15 protein-coding genes are annotated in these 15,616 nt (G+C 66.3%); 6 read left to right on the forward strand and 9 right to left on the reverse strand.

The window, feature by feature from the left end; all coding sequences use genetic code 11:
- Nucleotides 1-106 precede the first annotated feature (106 nt).
- The 5 genes from BMZ21_RS06835 to BMZ21_RS06855 all read left to right on the forward strand — a co-directional run bounded on the left by BMZ21_RS06835 (nucleotide 107) and on the right by BMZ21_RS06855 (nucleotide 6,058).
- Nucleotides 107-1,612, forward strand: coding sequence for an ABC transporter substrate-binding protein (locus tag BMZ21_RS06835; protein WP_091831197.1), 1,506 nt, complete (start codon nucleotides 107-109; stop codon nucleotides 1,610-1,612).
- A 67-nt stretch (nucleotides 1,613-1,679) separates the two neighbouring features.
- Complete coding sequence (locus tag BMZ21_RS06840) at nucleotides 1,680-2,624, forward strand: ABC transporter permease (RefSeq protein ID WP_091831199.1); 945 nt, start codon at nucleotides 1,680-1,682, stop codon at nucleotides 2,622-2,624.
- Nucleotides 2,624-3,493, forward strand: a complete 870-nt coding sequence (locus BMZ21_RS06845; RefSeq protein WP_091831201.1) for an ABC transporter permease — start codon at nucleotides 2,624-2,626, stop codon at nucleotides 3,491-3,493. The genes BMZ21_RS06840 and BMZ21_RS06845 overlap by 1 nt, the downstream gene beginning before the upstream one ends.
- 23 nt (nucleotides 3,494-3,516) lie before the next feature.
- Complete coding sequence (locus tag BMZ21_RS06850) at nucleotides 3,517-5,319, forward strand: gamma-glutamyltransferase family protein (RefSeq protein ID WP_091831203.1); 1,803 nt, start codon at nucleotides 3,517-3,519, stop codon at nucleotides 5,317-5,319.
- Between the two features lie 13 nt (nucleotides 5,320-5,332).
- On the forward strand, nucleotides 5,333-6,058 hold the full coding sequence (locus BMZ21_RS06855) for a DUF1028 domain-containing protein (RefSeq protein ID WP_091831205.1): 726 nt from the start codon (nucleotides 5,333-5,335) through the stop codon (nucleotides 6,056-6,058).
- Nucleotides 6,059-6,176: 118 nt separating this feature from the next.
- Here BMZ21_RS06855 and BMZ21_RS06860 read toward each other — a convergent pair whose 3' ends face one another.
- The 4 genes from BMZ21_RS06860 to BMZ21_RS06875 form a co-directional block, all read right to left on the reverse strand.
- Nucleotides 6,177-7,133, reverse strand: a complete 957-nt coding sequence (locus BMZ21_RS06860; protein WP_091831207.1) for a dihydrodipicolinate synthase family protein — start codon at nucleotides 7,131-7,133, stop codon at nucleotides 6,177-6,179.
- Between the two features lie 73 nt (nucleotides 7,134-7,206).
- Nucleotides 7,207-8,196, reverse strand: coding sequence for a TRAP transporter substrate-binding protein (locus BMZ21_RS06865; protein ID WP_091831209.1), 990 nt, complete (start codon nucleotides 8,194-8,196; stop codon nucleotides 7,207-7,209).
- Between the two features lie 33 nt (nucleotides 8,197-8,229).
- Nucleotides 8,230-9,498 carry a TRAP transporter large permease gene (locus tag BMZ21_RS06870; protein ID WP_091831211.1) on the reverse strand — a complete coding sequence of 423 codons (1,269 nt, stop codon included), beginning with the start codon at nucleotides 9,496-9,498 and terminating at the stop codon, nucleotides 8,230-8,232.
- Nucleotides 9,498-10,127, reverse strand: coding sequence for a TRAP transporter small permease (locus BMZ21_RS06875; protein ID WP_091831213.1), 630 nt, complete (start codon nucleotides 10,125-10,127; stop codon nucleotides 9,498-9,500). The genes BMZ21_RS06870 and BMZ21_RS06875 overlap by 1 nt, the downstream gene beginning before the upstream one ends.
- An 86-nt stretch (nucleotides 10,128-10,213) precedes the next feature.
- Here BMZ21_RS06875 and BMZ21_RS06880 point away from each other — a divergent pair, with 86 nt between their 5' ends.
- Nucleotides 10,214-10,879, forward strand: a complete 666-nt coding sequence (locus tag BMZ21_RS06880) for a GntR family transcriptional regulator (protein WP_091831215.1) — start codon at nucleotides 10,214-10,216, stop codon at nucleotides 10,877-10,879.
- Between the two features lie 201 nt (nucleotides 10,880-11,080).
- On the opposite strand, the gene BMZ21_RS06885 is transcribed toward BMZ21_RS06880, so the two are convergent.
- The 5 genes from BMZ21_RS06885 to BMZ21_RS06905 all read right to left on the reverse strand — a co-directional run bounded on the left by BMZ21_RS06885 (nucleotide 11,081) and on the right by BMZ21_RS06905 (nucleotide 15,445).
- Nucleotides 11,081-12,157 (reverse strand): alanine racemase, encoded by a 1,077-nt coding sequence (locus BMZ21_RS06885; RefSeq protein ID WP_091831217.1) that lies wholly within the window; start codon nucleotides 12,155-12,157, stop codon nucleotides 11,081-11,083.
- Nucleotides 12,154-12,612 (reverse strand): RidA family protein, encoded by a 459-nt coding sequence (locus tag BMZ21_RS06890; RefSeq protein ID WP_091831219.1) that lies wholly within the window; start codon nucleotides 12,610-12,612, stop codon nucleotides 12,154-12,156. The genes BMZ21_RS06885 and BMZ21_RS06890 overlap by 4 nt, the downstream gene beginning before the upstream one ends.
- Entirely contained in the window at nucleotides 12,609-13,103 is a 495-nt protein-coding gene (locus BMZ21_RS06895) for a GNAT family N-acetyltransferase (RefSeq protein WP_091831221.1), read from the reverse strand. The genes BMZ21_RS06890 and BMZ21_RS06895 overlap by 4 nt, the downstream gene beginning before the upstream one ends.
- 158 nt (nucleotides 13,104-13,261) lie before the next feature.
- Nucleotides 13,262-14,428 (reverse strand): amidohydrolase/deacetylase family metallohydrolase, encoded by a 1,167-nt coding sequence (locus BMZ21_RS06900; protein WP_091831223.1) that lies wholly within the window; start codon nucleotides 14,426-14,428, stop codon nucleotides 13,262-13,264.
- Between the two features lie 84 nt (nucleotides 14,429-14,512).
- Nucleotides 14,513-15,445: an N-carbamoyl-D-amino-acid hydrolase gene (locus BMZ21_RS06905; protein ID WP_091831225.1), complete on the reverse strand. Its 933-nt coding sequence runs from the start codon at nucleotides 15,443-15,445 to the stop codon at nucleotides 14,513-14,515.
- Between the last annotated feature and the right edge of the window lie 171 nt (nucleotides 15,446-15,616).

A 15,616-nucleotide genomic window follows, 5' to 3' on the forward strand; every position in this document is an offset into this window, starting at 1 on the left:
AATGGGACCAACTCAGAATGACCCGCGGAACTCCCGCAAGCGCCGAAGAGCGAGCGAGCGCCATTCAGCGGGCCAGGATCAACACAAAACAATCAGGGGAACAGCCATGAAGCGTATCGTTCTGCTGGCGTCGGCGGCCTTGCTGGGCCTCGCCGCATGTCCAGCCCAAGCTCAATCGCCGTCGACCTTGCGGATCGGGCTCCAGGAGGACCCCGACATGCTCGACCCGCACAAGGCCCGCACCTTCGTCGGCCGCATCGTCTTCATGGGCCTGTGCGACCGGCTCGTCGATATCGATCCCGAGCTGAAGATCATCCCGCGGCTGGCGACCGAATGGTCGTTCTCAGGCGATGGCCTGACACTGACGATGAAGCTGCGCACCGACGCCAAGTTCCATGACGGCGAGACGTTCAATGCCGAGGCGGCCAAGGCCAATCTCGAACGGGCGATGACGCTGCCGGATTCGCTGCGCAAATCCGAACTCGCCTCGGTCGAGAGCGTCAGCGCGCCCGATCCGGCGACGCTGGTCCTCAAGCTGAAGCGCCCCGATGCGACGCTCCTCGCCCAGCTCACCGACCGCGCCGGCATGATGCTGTCGCCGAAGAGCCTCGGTCCCGACATCACCGCCAAGCCGATCTGCTCCGGCCCGTACCAGTTCGTCGAGCGCGTCCAGAACGACCGGATCGTGCTGGAGAAGTTCAAAGGGCACTGGGAGGCCGACAAGTACCAGTTCGACCGGATCGTCTACCGCGCCATCCCCGACACCACCGTCCGCCTCGCTAACCTGCGCGCCGGCGAACTCGACATGCTGGAACGGCTGGCCCCGACCGATGTGAAATCGGCCCAGGGCGACAAAAGCCTGAAGGTCCAGAGCACGGCGAACCTCGGCTATCAGGGCATCACCATCAACACCAATCATGGCGACGCTGCCAACCAGCCGATGGGCAAGGACAAGCGCGTCCGGCAGGCGCTGTCGCTCTCGATCGACCGGAAGGTGCTGAGCCAGGTGGTGTTCGAAGGGCTCTATGCGCCGATGAACCAGCCCTTCAACCCGGGCAACCAATACCTTTCCGCCGCCCTGCCCGTGCCGGAGCGCGATGTCGCCAAGGCCAAGGCGCTGCTGAAGGAAGCCGGCCAGAGCAAGGTATCGGTCGAGCTCTTCGTCACCAACAACCCCGTCGACGCCCAGCTCGGCCAGGTGATCCAGGCGATGGCGCAGGAGGCCGGCATCGACATCCAGATCCGCTCCAGCGAGTTCGCCAGCCAATTGCGCGACCAGCAGCAGGGCAAGTTCCAGATGAGCCGCATCGGCTGGTCCGGCCGCATCGACCCGGATGGCAACATCCACCAGTTCGTCACCACCAAGGGCAACCAGAACGACGGCAAGTATTCCAACGCCGAGGTCGACAGGCTGCTCGACGAAGCCCGCACCATCTACGACGTCGCCGAGCGCAAGAAGCGCTACGACGCGGCACAGAAGATCCTGCAGGACGAACTGCCGATCGTCTATCTCTACAACCAGACCGTCTTCTTCGCGCTGCGTTCGAACATCCAGGGCTTCGTCATCAATCCCGACGGGATGATCCGGCTTTCGGGGCTGAAGCGGTCGTGACACGTTCATCCGAGACGAGGGAGCGCAGCCGCGCTCCCTCCCCGGCCTGCAATGGCGACCGGCAGCCATGCTCGCCCTGATCGGCCGGCGCCTCCTGATCGCGATCCCGACGCTGTTCCTGGTGTCGCTGTTCGTCTTCGCCCTGCAACGGGCGCTGCCGGGCGATCCGTTCCTGGTCATCGCCGGCGAGGAGCGCGACCCCGAGGTGATCGCGCGCCTGCGCCAGATCTACCGGATGGACGATCCGATCGTGGTGCAGTTCTTTGCCTGGCTCGGCCAGGTGATCCAGGGCGATTTCGGCCGCTCGCTGCGGACCGGCGAGCCTGTGCTGGGGCTCATCATCCAGAAGCTCGGCGTCACCTTCCAGCTCGCCGTCGCCTCGATGCTGGTCGCGGTGGGCATCGGCATCCCCGCCGGCATCATCGCCGCCAGGCGCAAGGATACCATCGCCGACTATTCCGCCAGCGCGGTGGCACTGTTCGGCCTCTCGGTCCCGCATTTCTGGCTCGGGATCATGCTGATCCTTTTGGTCTCGGTCGAGTTGCGCTGGCTGCCGGCCTCGGGCTTCGAGTCGATCTTCAGCGATCCGCGCGCCGCGATCGAGCGGCTGATCATGCCGGCCTTCGTGCTCGGCGGCGGGCTCGCCGCATCGCTGATGCGTCATACCCGCTCGGCCATGCTCGAAGTGCTGCAATCCGACTATGTCCGGACTGCGCGCGCGAAGGGATTGGCCGAGGACGCCGTGATCAACCGGCACGCGCTGCGCAACGCGCTGGTGCCGATCATCACCCTGTCGACGATCCTGTTCGGCGAACTGCTCGCCGGCGCAGTGCTGACCGAGCAGGTCTTCACCATCCCCGGCTTCGGCAAGCTGATCGTCGATGCCGTCTTCAACCGCGATTACGGCGTCGTCCAGGGTGTCGTGCTCTGTACCGCGATCGGCTTCATCATCATGAACCTCCTCGCCGATGTCCTCTACATCCTCGTCAATCCGCGCCTGAGGGACGGCTGATGGGCGCCATGACCGTCCGTGCCACCGGGGCGACCTTTCAGGGCCGCGGCTCCCTCCGCAAGCTGATGCGCAGCCGCTCGGCCCGGATCGGCGGCCTGATCGTGCTCATCTTCGTCGCGATGGCGCTGCTGGCGCCGCTGCTGCCGCTCGCCGACCCGCTGAAATCGAATTTCCTCGCCATCCGCAAGCCGCCGTCCGAGCTATACTGGTTCGGTACCGACGAGCTCGGCCGCGACCAGGTCTCGCGGCTGATCTTCGGAGCGCAGGCCTCGCTGCTCGCCGGCATCGTCTCGGTCGCGATCGCGCTCGCGGTCGGCGTCCCGATCGGGCTGATCGCCGGCTGGTATGGCGGCTGGATCGACGCGGTGATCTCGCGCGTCACCGAGGCCCTGCTCGCCTGCCCGTTCCTGATCCTGGCGATCGCGCTCGCGGCCGTGCTCGGCCCGTCGCTGACCAATGCGATGATCGCGATCGGTCTCTCCTTCGCACCGATCCTGATCCGGCTCGTGCGCGGTCAGGTGCTGGCGATCAAGAACGAGGAGTTCGTGGACGGTGCCCGCGCCATCGGCGGCGGCAAGCTCTACATCCTGTTCCGCCATGTCGCGCCGAACACACTTTCGCCGATCATCGTGCAGTCCACGCTGTTCATGGCGCAGGCGATCGTGCTGGAGGCCGCTCTCTCCTTCCTCGGCCTCGGCCAGCAGCCGCCCTCCCCGTCCTGGGGCCAGATGCTCAACGTCGCCAAGAATTTCATGGAGCAGGCGCCGTGGATGTCGGTGGCGCCCGGCGTCGCCATCTTCCTGGCGGTCCTGGGCTTCAATCTGCTCGGCGACGGCCTGCGCGACGCGCTCGATCCCAAAGAATCCTGACCTCACCGCCTAAGGAACCGACCATGTTCACCACCCGCCCCGAGATCCTCGGCACCTTCGGCGTCGTCACCTCGACGCATTGGCTCGCGACCGCTTCGGGCATGGCAATGCTGGAGAAGGGCGGCAACGCCTTCGATGCCTGCGCCGCCGCCGCCTTCGTGCTGCAGGTGGTCGAGCCGCACCTCGTCGGCCCGGCGGGAGACATGCCGGCGGTGTTCTATTCGGCTGAGACGAAAAAGGTCGAAGTGCTCTGCGCCCAGGGGCCCGCGCCGGCAGCGGCGACGATCAAGGCCTACAAGGATCTTGGCATCGACATCATCCCCGGCGACGGCCTGCTCTCGACCGTGATCCCCGGCGCCTTCGGCGGCTGGATGACGATGCTGCGCGACCATGGCCGCCTGCCGCTGCGCGAGGTGCTGGAGCCGGCGATCGGCTATTTCGAGAACGGCCATCCGATGCTGCCGCGCGTCTCCGACACGATCGCGGGCCTGAGCGACCTCTTCACCAAGGAATGGCCGACCTCGGGCGCAGTCTACCTGCCCGGCGGCAATGTCCCGAAGGGCCGCGAGCTCTTCCGCAATCCGGCCGCCGCCAACACCTACAAGCGCATCCTCGCCGAGGCGGAGGCCGTCGGCGGCGACCGGCAGAAGCAGATCCAGGCTGCCTACGATGCCTGGTACAAGGGCTTCGTCGCCGAAGCGATGGACGCCTTCTGCCGCACGGAAGCGCCGATGGATTCGACCGGCCGCCGGCACAAGGGCCTGCTCACCGCGCAGGACATGGCCGGCTGGACGCCGCACTACGAGGCGCCGGCGAGCGTGACCTACCATGATTGGGAGGTCTTCAAGATCGGCCCCTGGGGCCAGGGTCCGGTGTTCCTGCAGACGCTGAAGATCCTCGAAGGCTTCGATCTTTCCGCCATGGGTCCGGCGAGCCCGGAGTTCATCCATCACGTCGCGGAAGCGATGAAGCTCGCCTTCGCCGATCGCGAGGCCTATTACGGCGATCCCGATTTCGTGAAGGTGCCGCTGGCGACGCTGCTGTCGGACGACTATGCCCGCGGCCGGCGCGAGCTGATCGGCAACGAGGCCTCGCTCGAAATCCGTCCAGGCGCAGTCGCCGGCTTCGAGGCGCAGGTCGCGCAGGCGCTCGCCAATATCCGGATCGCCGGCCAGCATGGTGCCAAGGGCGGCGCGACCGTCGGCGAGCCGACATTGGCCTCGATGGTCGCCTCGTCGCGGCGCGGCGACACCGTGCATATCGACGTCATCGACCGCTGGGGCAACATGGTCGCGGCGACGCCCTCGGGCGGCTGGCTGCAATCCTCGCCGGTGATCCCGGAGCTCGGCTTCCCGCTGAACTCGCGTGCCCAGGCCTTCTTCCTCGAAGAGGGCCTGCCGTCCTCGCTGGCGCCCGGCAAGCGCCCGCGCACGACGCTGACCCCGACCATCGCCTTCGAGAACGGACAGCCGCGCCTCGCCTTCGGCACGCCGGGCGGCGACCAGCAGGAGCAGTGGCAGCTCGGCATGTTCCTGCGCCGGGTGCATCACGGCCTCAATCTGCAGGAGGCGATCGACCTGCCGCTGTTCCACACCCAGCACTTCCCTTCGACCTTCTATCCGCGCGAGGCGCGGCCGGGGCATCTCACTGTCGAGGAGAGCGTCGGCGAGGCGACATTGGCCGAGCTCACCCGGCGCGGCCACAGGCTGGAGAAGGCGCCGGCCTGGACGGTGGGGCGGCTGACCGCAGCCGAGAAGAGCGCCGACGGGCTCTTGCGCGCCGCCGCGACGCCGCGTCTGATGCAGGCCTACGCCGCCGGGCGGTAGGAGGCCTTCTTCCATGACATGGTCCATCGTCGCTCGCGACGCCGCGACCGGCGCCTATGGCGTCGCCGTCTCCACTTGCGCCTTCGCCGTCGGCGCGCGCGTACCCTATGGCTGCGGCCGGGTCGGCGCGATCGCGACCCAGGCCTTCGTAAACCCGCTCTACGGCGTCGACGGCCTGAGATTGCTTCAGGAGGGGCGATCCTCGGTCGAGATCATCGCCAACCTGACCTCTGCGGACGAAGGCAGGGCGCATCGGCAATTGCACCTGATCGACCGCGATGGCCGCACCGCGTCCTATACCGGCAATGCCTGCATCGACTGGTGCGGGGCGGTGAACGGGCCGCAGGTCTCGGTCGCCGGCAACATGCTGGCGGGGCCGGAGGTCGTCCAGGAGACGCTGAAGGCCTATGTCGAGAATTCGGGGCTCGACTTCGACGAGCGCCTGCTGGTCGCGCTCGAAGCCGGCGAGAAGGCCGGCGGCGACAAGCGCGGCCGGCAATCCTGCGCGATTAGGATCTGGGCAGGTGAGCCGGTGCCGAGCTTCGACATTCGGGTCGACGACCATGCCGAGCCGCTCACCGAATTGCGCCGGATCTGGCGGGTGGCGCATCAGCGCTCAGTGCCGTTCCAGCAGGCCTCGCCTTCGCGGGCGCGGCCTGCCGGCGTGACCGACCGGGCCGAGCTCGACCGGCTGTGTGCCGAATATGCCGAGGCGTGGAACGCGCGGCATCCTGAATAACGATCGCGGCAGTCGATCGTCATGCTCGGGCTTGACCCGAGCATCTCGGAAACCAGTGTCTTCTGGTCATGAGATTCTCGGGTCGGCGCTGCGCGCCGCCCGAGAATGACGACCTTGCTCAAGCCGCCTTGGCAGCGCGCCCTTCGGCCGCCCATTTGGCGTACCAGCTCTTGAAGCGGCGCCATTCGGTCTCGACATAATTGCGCTGGGCATCGGAAAGCCTGTCAGCGTCGTTGAAATGGCGCTCATAGGCCTTGTGGCCTTCCAGCACCATCAGGTGCTTGTAGTAGAGTACGAGGTCGACGCCCTCGTCGAAGGACGACAGCACATACAGCGCCCGCTCCAGTTCGAGCGCATCACGCTCGGCCTGCGGGTCGCCGGCGGCGGCCTTCTGCGAGAGCGCGACGAGGTGCAGCACCTCCTTGGGCAGGGCGTTGCCGATACCGGTGATCGCGCCCCTGGCGCCGCAGCGGATGAAGCCGTGCGTCACCTGCGTGTCGACGCCGACCATCAGGGTCAGCTTGGGATCACGGTTGGTGATATGCTCGGCCGCATAGGTCAGCGCCGCGCCGCCGCCGAACTCCTTGAAGCCGACGAGATGCGGGAAGCGCTGATTGAGCGCGAAGAACAGGTCGGCCTTGGTCTCGTAGCCGTAATAGGGGCTGTTGTAGATCACCGAGGGCAGGTCGACCGCGGCTTCCAGGATGCCTTCGAAATGGGCGCGCTGCGCCTGGAGCGAAGAGCCGCGCGAAAGCACGCGCGGAATCACCATCAGGCCCTGCGCCCCCGCTTTCTTGGCATGGGCGGCGAGCGCTGCGGCGCGCTTGGGGTTCTGCGCGCCGGTGCCGACGATCAGTGGGATGCCGCCCTTCACCAGGGCTTCGACGCCTTCCATGCGCTGCTCGTCGGTGAGCAGCGGCCAGTCGCCCATCGAGCCGCAATAGACGACCGCCGACATGCCGGCGTCGATCAGATGGCGGCCGGTGCGCACCAGCTCGGCGTAGTCGACGTCGCCCGCGGCGGTGGTGGGGCTCATCAGGGCGGGAATCGTACCGCTGAAGATGTTCTTGGTCATGGCAGGTATCCGCTCGCGGGAGGAAATGCGGCTGCGGGCGGAGCGCCCGCAGCCGGGATGATAGCTGAAAAAATCAGGCCGTGATCGCCTTGCCGGCCTTGCGCAGGTCGGCCAGCACCGGCGCCTTGGGCAGCCAGATCTTGTCGAACTCGGCGACGACGGCCTCGGCATCCTTCGGATTGGCGAGCTTGAAGTTGGCGCCGGCCGCCTTGAACTGCTCGACCAGCTTGGGCTCGTTAACCGCGAGTGCGTCGATCTGCTCGTCGAGCGCGGCACGGACCGTCTTCTGGATCAGCTCGCGGTCGGCCGCCGGCATGCCCTGCCAGACACGACCCGAGGCGAGCGCGATCACCGGCATGAAGATCGCGTTCATCTGCAGGATGGTCTTCGAGACCTTGTCGAAGCGCTGGTTCCAGGAGAACTCCAGATCCGCCTCGAGCCCGTCGACCTGGCCGTTGGTCATCGCGTCGAAGACCTGCGGCGTCGGGATCGGGGTCGGCGCGGCGCCGAGCAGCTGGTAGAAATCGCGATAGACCGGGGTCGGGTTGATGCGCAGCTTCATGCCCTTGATCCCGGCGACACCGTCGATCTCCTTAGCGGAGAAGACGGCGCGCATGCCGGTGATACCCCAGGCCATGCCGACGCAACCGGTCTCGCGCGGCAGAACATCGAACAGCTTCATCGCGACGGGATCGCGCACCAGCTTGGCGATCTTGGCAGTGGAGTCGACGATATAGGGCGCGGTGATCGCGCCGATCGCCGGAACGCGCGAACCAAGCTCAGCGGCCATGATCCAGCCGAGGTCGAGCGCGCCGGACTGCATCTGCTGCAGCATCGCCGCTTCGTTGCCGAGCTGGCCGGAATGGAAGACCGTCAGGTTCAGCCGGCCATTGGTCTCGGCCTTCAGGCGCTCGCCGACCTTCACGGCCGCGACGTTCCAGGGATGGCCGTTCGGGGTGAGGATGCCGAGGCGCAGCTCCTTGCTCTGGGCGAGCAGCAGCGCCGGCTTGGCGATCGGCAGGGTCGCAGCGGCTGCGATGAGATGACGGCGTGAAATGGTCATGACGGAACTCCCCTTATTGGTTGGCAGGCAGGTTCACTTCACCAGGGCCAGCGAGAGCCATGGATAGATCGAAAGCAGGACCAGGAGGACGCAGGAGATGATGAAGAAGGGCAGGGTCACCATGAACATCCTGCCGGGCTTGGCCCCCGTCACCGCGGCGGCGACGAAGAAGCACAGGCCCACCGGCGGCGAGAGCAGGCCGAGCACGAGGTTGATCACCACGACCACGCCGAAATGGCGGGGGTCGATGTTGTAGACCTCGGCCGCGATCGGCAGCAGGATCGGCACCGTCATGATCAGACCGGGAATGCCGTCGATCACCGTGCCGATGACCAGCAGGATGACGTTGACCAGCAGCATGAATGTCACCGGATCCTTGGCGATCGCCTGGATCGAGGCGGCGACGGCCTGCGGGACCTTGCCGTAGACCAGCACCCAGGAGAACACCGCGGCAGCGGCGACGAGGAAGAGCACGATCGCCGAGTAGACGCCGGCGCGCAGCATCATCTGCGGCATCTGCTTGAATTTGAGCTCCTTGGTCCAGTAGCAACCGATCAGCGCCGCCGCGACCGAGCCGACCGCGGCCGCTTCCGTCGCATTGGCGAAGCCGCCGAGGATCGAGCCGACGATCACGATCGGGATCAGCAGCGTCGGCGCGGCGCCCAGCACGATCTTGACCCGCTCGCGCAGGGAGAGCTTGTCGCCGGCCGGATAGTTGTAGACGAAGCCCATGCCGGCGATGACGAGGAAGAACAGCAGCGTCAGCAGCACGCCCGGCACGATGCCGGACATCAGCATATCGCTGACCGAGACCTGCGCCAGCACGGCGTAGACGACGAACATCACCGAGGGCGGGATGATCGGCCCGAGCATGCCGCCATAGGCGGTGAGGCCGGCGGCGAAGTCCTTGTCGTAGCCCTTGCGCTCCATCTCGGGGACCATGACCTGCGCCATGATCGCGACCTGGGCCGTCGCCGAGCCAAGGATCGAGGAGACGAACATGTTGGCGAGGATATTGACATAGGCCAGCCCGCCCTTGAGCGAGCCGACGAAGGCCATGGCGAGGTCGACGATGCGGCGGGTGATGCCGCCGCCATTCATGATCTCGCCGATCAGGATGAAAAGCGGGATCGCGATCAGCCCGTAGCTGTCGACACCACCGAACATCTGCAGCGGATAGTTCGGCAGCAACTGCATATTGCCGGCCGCCGCCATGTAGATGAGGGCGCCCAGGCACAGGCATAGCGCGATCGGCACGCCGGCCAGCATGATGCCGAAGAAGGCTCCAACCGTGAGTGCCATCAGTTCACCACCCCGTCGGCATTGGCGGCAGCGAAGCCGGGCAGCTCCTGCTTCGCGACCAGGCCGAGATCCTCGAACAGGTTCGCCAGCGCATGCAGCGTCATGGTGAAGGCGAAGAGCGGCATGATCAGGTAGATCACCCAGGTCGGCCAGTTCAGCGTCTGGGTCCGCTCGGTGTAGATGAAGTTGAACGACTGGCCGGCATAGTCCCTGGCGTCGAAGCCGGCCTGGGCGATGCCGACCGGATCGAGCCAGAGCCAGCACATCACCCCGAGGGCGACGCCGAACAGGACCACGCCGAGCGTTGCGATCACCCGGAAGATCGCGGCGCCACGCGCCGAGAAGCGCTCGGTCAGCATGGTCACTGCGAAATCGAGCCGCATGCGCGTCATGGCGGAAGCGCCGATGAAGGTCAGCCAGACGACGCTGTAAACCGCGGATTCGTCGATCCAGTAGATCGGGTAGCCCGTGTAGCGCGTGACGACGTTGAGCAGGATCAGCGCCGAGAGCAGGAACATCAGCGCCTGGATAGCGCGATGCTCGACCCTGAGCAGGCCTCCGGACACGGCGACGATCGCCTCCGGCACGGCCATGGAGCGGCGTTTCGCCGCGACAGCTTCGTTGTTCATACTTGCCTTCCCCTTGCCACTTTGTAGATTGTATAAAATCTACGTGTCAATGGTTTTTCGTGCGGCGATCCACTACGGTGCAGTCGATGTCACCTCCCCTGAAACACCGCACCCTTGCCTCGGCGATCGTCGATCGCCTGCGACAGGAGATCCTCGCCGGCAGCTATCCGGCCGGCTCGCAATTGCGGCAGGACGCGCTGGCGCAGGCCTATGAGGTCAGCCGCATCCCCGTGCGCGAGGCGCTGTTCCAGCTCGAGGCGGAGGGTTTCGTCAGGATCGTCCCGCACAAGGGCGCAATTGTCTCAGGGCTGTCGCTCGACGAGATCAACGACGTCTTCGAGCTGCGAAAGCTCCTGGAGCCGCGGCTGCTGGCGAGTTCGGTGCCGGTGCTGACGGCTGAAGACTTCGACGCGGTAGCCGGAATGGAAGCCGCCTTCGAGGAGGCGATGACGGCGCGCGACATCAGCCGCTGGGGGCTGCTCAACGCCGATTTCCACATGGCGCTCTATGCCCGCGCGACGCAGCCGCGCACGCTCGCGATCGTCGCGGGGCTATTGCAGACCAGCGATCGCTATACGCGGTTGCAATTGCAGCACAGTTCATCGATCGAGCGGGCGCGGATCGAGCACAACGAGCTGATCCGGCTCAGCCGTGCCGGAGCGATGAAGGAGGCGTGCCGCCTCCTCGTCGACCATATCGAGCTGGTGCGGCGAGACCTGGTCGCCTTCCTGGAGGAGCGCGGGAAGGGGTAGCAAGGATCGCGTCGCAAACGTGAGGCGCTGGATCCCCTGTCCCGGATGGGAGAGGGGTAGGGGTGCGGGCCCGCCGCTGACCACTCAAACGCAACGGCGCCGCTGCGACCTCTCCGGATAGGGCAGGCCCTCATCCCTGCCCTTCTCCCACACGGGAGAAGGGTTCCCCGCGCCCTTCAGAGCCGTCTCGCCTCGTAATCCTCAGGTCAGCTTCCCCCTCGCCGCTACCGGCAGTTCGCCGATGAGCTTGTCGCCGCGCACCGTCACCAGCCGGTCCACCATGTTGACGACGACGCAGACATGGTTCGGCACCACCCGCACGACTTCGCCGACATTGGGCCGCTCATTGCTGCCGGACAGGTCGAGGAAGCCGTGCTCCTCGGCGAATTGGGCGATCCTGGCCAGCGGGTATTCGAGGATGTAGCCGTGGCCGTCGAGCCCGCCCTTGTCGCTGGTCAGCGTCTTCGAGCCGGAATCGAGGATGCCGCGCTCCGGCCCGGCCCGGCTGACCACGGTCGCGTAGACGGTCAGCGCGCAGTCCTCAAGCGCCGCCACCCCCGCCGCGATCTGCATGCGATCGTTAAAGATCGAGGTGCCCGAGCGATGCTCGGTCGAGCCCTTGAGCTTGCCGATATTCGGGATATTGGGTGAGCCTCCGGTCGAGACGATGCCTGCCTCCAGCCCCGCCTCGCGCAGGCCGGCATTGGCGGTGTCGAGGAAATCCTGCGTCGCCGGCCAGCCCGTCTCGGGCGGATACATCAGGAAGCCGGCGAAGGTCAGGCCCTTCGAGGCCGCGATCTGCCTGGCGAGTTCGACCGCCTCGCCCGGCGTCTCGACGCCGGCGCGCTTGCGGCCGGTATCGCACTCGACCACGACCTCGAGATTGCGCCCGGCGATCTCGGCGGCCTTCGGCAGGCCGGCGATGGTGACGGGATTATCGGCCGCGACGATCATGCGGACGCGGCGTTGCAAGGCACCGAGACGCCCCAGCTTTTCCTCACCCAGAATGTTGTAGCTGATCAGGATGTCGTCGATGCCGCCATCGGCCATGACCTCGGCCTCGCCGAGCTTCTGGCAGGTGATGCCGCGCGCGCCGGCGGCGACCTGGAGCCGGGCCAGCTCAGGCGACTTGTGCGTCTTGATATGCGGGCGGTTGGCGACGCCGGCAGCGTCGCAGGCGGCCTGGAGCCGGGCGATATTGGCCTCGACCTTGTCGAGGTCGATGACGACCGCCGGCGTGCCGTAGACGCGGGCGATCTCGTCTGCGAGCGCGGTCACGGCAGCACCCGGACGATGACTTCGATCTCGACGGTCATGTTGTTCGGCAGCGAGCCCATGCCGACGGCGGAGCGGGCATGGCGGCCGTTCTCGCCGAGCACGGCGACGAACAGGTCCGAACAGCCATTGATGACCTTGGGATGCTGGGCGAAATCGGGCGCGGCGTTGACCATGCCGAGCAGCTTCACCACCTCGATCTTGTCGAGCGATCCGGCCGCCTTCTTCATTGCCGCGAGCAGGCCGAGGCCGGTCTGCTTGGCGTGCTCATAGGCGTCCTCGATCGAGACGTCGGCGCCGACCTTGCCGGTCGGATAGGTGCCGTCGGCGCGCTTGGGGCCCTGCCCGGAGAGGTAGATGAAGTCGCCGACGCGCTTGAAGCTGACATAGGTCGCGACCGGAGTCGGGACGTCGGGCAGGGTCAGGCCCAATTCCCTGAGCTTGTCATCGGCACTCATGCGTTTCTCCAATCGTCTTTCAAATCGCGGACCAGATAGCGGGCCGCATCGTCATAGCTCGCAAGCTTGCGGGCAAGGGCTTCGTCATGCGCCTCGCGAAAGCCCTGGCGACGCCAGAAGCCGGCCGAGTTGCCGACCGCGACCAGGGCCATGCGGACAAAGCCTGAATCGCGGGCATGCGCTGCCAGCCGATCGACGCATGCCGAGGCGGCGCCACCGCCCCGTGCGCAGGGCAGCAAAGCGAGGTCATGGATGTAATAGGCATCGGCATCGCCCGGCAAAGCGCCGAGCAGGCTGTCGAGCGCCGGCACCTGGCCGAGCCGCCAGGGATGGCTCAGCACATAGCCGCCGAGCCCTTCGCCGCCCGCCAGCACGAGGCAGCCGGCCGGATGCAGCGCGAGCCGCTCGGCGAAGACGGCCTCGCCTTCCGGATAGTCCGGATGCACCTGTCCCGCGACCGCCATGATGGCCGGCAGGTCGGCGGCTGCCATGGGGCGCCAGGAGGGTGAGGATATGCTCATCGGAGCGATCACGCGTCATGCTCGGGCTTGCCCCGAGCATCTCTGGCCGGAAGGGCGCGGATTGGCTCCTTCTCATCATGAGATTCTCGGGTCTGCGCTTCGCTTCGCCCGAGAATGACGCCCGTTTCCTACGCCGCCTCGACCTTCCTGAACTTGTTGCTGCGCTTGGGGTGCCACCAGGCGCCCTTCAGCACCACGCCCTCGGAGACGATCTTGCGATCGCCGATCAGGTGCTCGCCGACGACGTCGACATAGTCGAACTTGCCTTCCTTGACGGTGAGCACGGTCGCATCGCCGAGCGAGCCGACCTTGAGCGAGCCGTATTCCGTCCGCTTCAGCGCCATCGCCGCATTCACGGTGGAGGCGGCGATCACATTGTTCAGGCTCATGCCCATGCACAGGAACTTCGACATGGTCGTGACCTGGTCATAGGCCGGGCCGTCGATGCAGAGCTTGTGCACGTCCGAGGAGATCACGTCCGGCTCGAAGCCGTTGGCGAGCATGGCGCGCGTCGTCTTGAACGAGAACGAGCCCTTGCCGTGGCCGATGTCGAAGATGACGCCGCGCTTGCGGGCGGCGACCACCTCGGGCTTCACCGTGCCCTGTGCCGTCGCAGGCGCATTCGGGAAGGGGCGGAAGGCGTGGGTCAGCACGTCGCCGGGGCGCAGCATGGCGAGCACCTCCTCATAGGACGGCGGCGGATGGTCGATATGGCACATCAGCGGCATGCCGACCTCGTTGGCGACCTGCAGCGCGATGTTGAGCGGCACCGTGCCGGACGTGCCGGAGGCGTGCAGGCCGACGCGGACCTTGATGCCGACGATCAGGTCGCGATTCTTGTCGGCGACCTCGACGCAATCGATCGGATTCATCAGGCGAAGATCGCCGCTCTCGCCGACCATGACGCGGTGGTCGAAGCCATAGATGCCGGCATGCGAGACGTGGAGATAGGCGAGGATGCGCGCCTGGCTCTTCTCGATCACATGCTTGCGGAAGCCCGGCCAGTTGCCGGGCCCGGCCGAGCCGGTATCGACCGAGGTGGTGACGCCGGAGGCGCGGCAGAACTCGTCGGCGTCGATGCCGAGCGAAGTGCCGCCCCAGTAGACATGAGTGTGCAGGTCGATCAGGCCCGGCGTGACGATGTAGCCCGAGACGTCGCGGACTTCCTTGGCTCCCTTCAGGTCCTTGCCGAAACCCGAGACCTTCCCGCCGGTGAAGGCGACGTCGAGGACGCCGTCATGCTTCTGCGACGGGTCGATCACCCGTCCGCCCTTGAGGATGAGATCGTGGGTCATGACTGCTCCTTGGGGAAACCAGGCGGACGGACGCTTCGCGTTCAGGCGAAACTGGCCGTATCGCCCTTGTGAATGACGGTAAACTTAAGCGATCACCGCGCCCTTGCGCTCGACGATCATGCCGTAGGTTTGCGGCTCGCGATGCTTGGCGAAATTGAACGTCGAGTTCTTGTAGCTGTTGCCGAGGTCGAGATCGCAGCGGGCGACGACGAGTTCGTCATCCTCGGTCACCGCCTGCGCCACCACCTCGCCTGTCGGGGCGATGATGCAGGAGCCGCCGATCTGGTCGACGCCGGCCTCCAATCCCGCCTTGGCGACGCCGACCACCCAGGTCGCGTTCTGATAGGCGCCGGCCTGCATCACCAGCTGGTTGTGGAAATTGCCGAGCCGGTCGTGATCGGGCGCCGGCGGGTTGTGCTTGGGCGTGTTGTAGCCGAGCACGATCATCTCGACGCCCTGCAGCCCCATGACGCGATAGCTCTCGGGCCAGCGCCGGTCGTTGCAGATCATCATGCCGAGCCGGCCGCCCATTGTTTCCCAGACCGGCCAGCCGAGATTTCCGGTCTCGAAATAGCGCTTCTCGAGATTCTGGAAGACGGCGTCCGGCCGATGCTCGGGATGCCCCGGCAGATGGATCTTGCGGTATTTGCCAACGATCCGGCCCGATTTGTCGACCATGATCGCGGTGTTGAAGCGGCGCTTGCGGCCGTCCTCGAAAGCCAGTTCCGGATAGCCGAGATGGAAGCCGATGCCGAGCCGCTCGGCCTCCGCGAAGAGCGGCGCCGTCTCGTTCGATGGCATGGCGCTCTCGAAATAGGAGTCGATCTCGGCCTCGTCATCGATCCACCAATGCGGGAAGAAGGCGGTCAGCGCCGCCTCGGGATAGACGACGAGGTCGCAGCCATTCGCCTTCGCCTGGCGCATCAGCTCGATCATGCGGGCGACGGCAGAGCTGCGGCTCTCCTCGCGCTGGATCGGCCCGAGCTGGGCTGCGCCGACGGTCAGGATACGAGGCATCGGAAGGCTCCTGCTGTGCTTGGTCGTTGCTCGAGGATGCTGCGCGAGGCGGACGCGGTTATCCGTGTGCGCCATTGCGCAGTTGCCGTTACGGCAATAGCGTCGAGCGTTCCCTCTGGGCTCGGTCCGGAAGCGCCGGCCGCGGCTGCCGGGGCAGCATCGAGCTGCGGA

The organism is Allobosea lupini (assembly GCF_900109525.1).
Lineage (GTDB): Bacteria > Pseudomonadota > Alphaproteobacteria > Rhizobiales > Beijerinckiaceae > Allobosea > Allobosea lupini.

Bases quoted from the DNA above. Each gene is read 5' to 3' on its own strand.
- BMZ21_RS06840 (WP_091831199.1), top strand. From the start codon at position 1,680: ATGCTCGCCCTGATCGGCCGGCGCCTCCTGATCGCGATCCCGACGCTG.
- BMZ21_RS06855 (WP_091831205.1), top strand. From the start codon at position 5,333: ATGACATGGTCCATCGTCGCTCGCGACGCCGCGACCGGCGCCTATGGC.
- BMZ21_RS06905 (WP_091831225.1), bottom strand. From the start codon at position 15,445: ATGCCTCGTATCCTGACCGTCGGCGCAGCCCAGCTCGGGCCGATCCAG.
- BMZ21_RS06895 (WP_091831221.1), bottom strand. From the start codon at position 13,103: ATGGCAGCCGCCGACCTGCCGGCCATCATGGCGGTCGCGGGACAGGTG.
- BMZ21_RS06900 (WP_091831223.1), bottom strand. From the start codon at position 14,428: ATGACCCACGATCTCATCCTCAAGGGCGGACGGGTGATCGACCCGTCG.
- BMZ21_RS06865 (WP_091831209.1), bottom strand. From the start codon at position 8,196: ATGACCATTTCACGCCGTCATCTCATCGCAGCCGCTGCGACCCTGCCG.
- BMZ21_RS06850 (WP_091831203.1), top strand. From the start codon at position 3,517: ATGTTCACCACCCGCCCCGAGATCCTCGGCACCTTCGGCGTCGTCACC.
- BMZ21_RS06845 (WP_091831201.1), top strand. From the start codon at position 2,624: ATGGGCGCCATGACCGTCCGTGCCACCGGGGCGACCTTTCAGGGCCGC.
- BMZ21_RS06890 (WP_091831219.1), bottom strand. From the start codon at position 12,612: ATGAGTGCCGATGACAAGCTCAGGGAATTGGGCCTGACCCTGCCCGAC.
- BMZ21_RS06860 (WP_091831207.1), bottom strand. From the start codon at position 7,133: ATGACCAAGAACATCTTCAGCGGTACGATTCCCGCCCTGATGAGCCCC.
- BMZ21_RS06875 (WP_091831213.1), bottom strand. From the start codon at position 10,127: ATGAACAACGAAGCTGTCGCGGCGAAACGCCGCTCCATGGCCGTGCCG.
- BMZ21_RS06835 (WP_091831197.1), top strand. From the start codon at position 107: ATGAAGCGTATCGTTCTGCTGGCGTCGGCGGCCTTGCTGGGCCTCGCC.
- BMZ21_RS06870 (WP_091831211.1), bottom strand. From the start codon at position 9,498: ATGGCACTCACGGTTGGAGCCTTCTTCGGCATCATGCTGGCCGGCGTG.
- BMZ21_RS06880 (WP_091831215.1), top strand. From the start codon at position 10,214: ATGTCACCTCCCCTGAAACACCGCACCCTTGCCTCGGCGATCGTCGAT.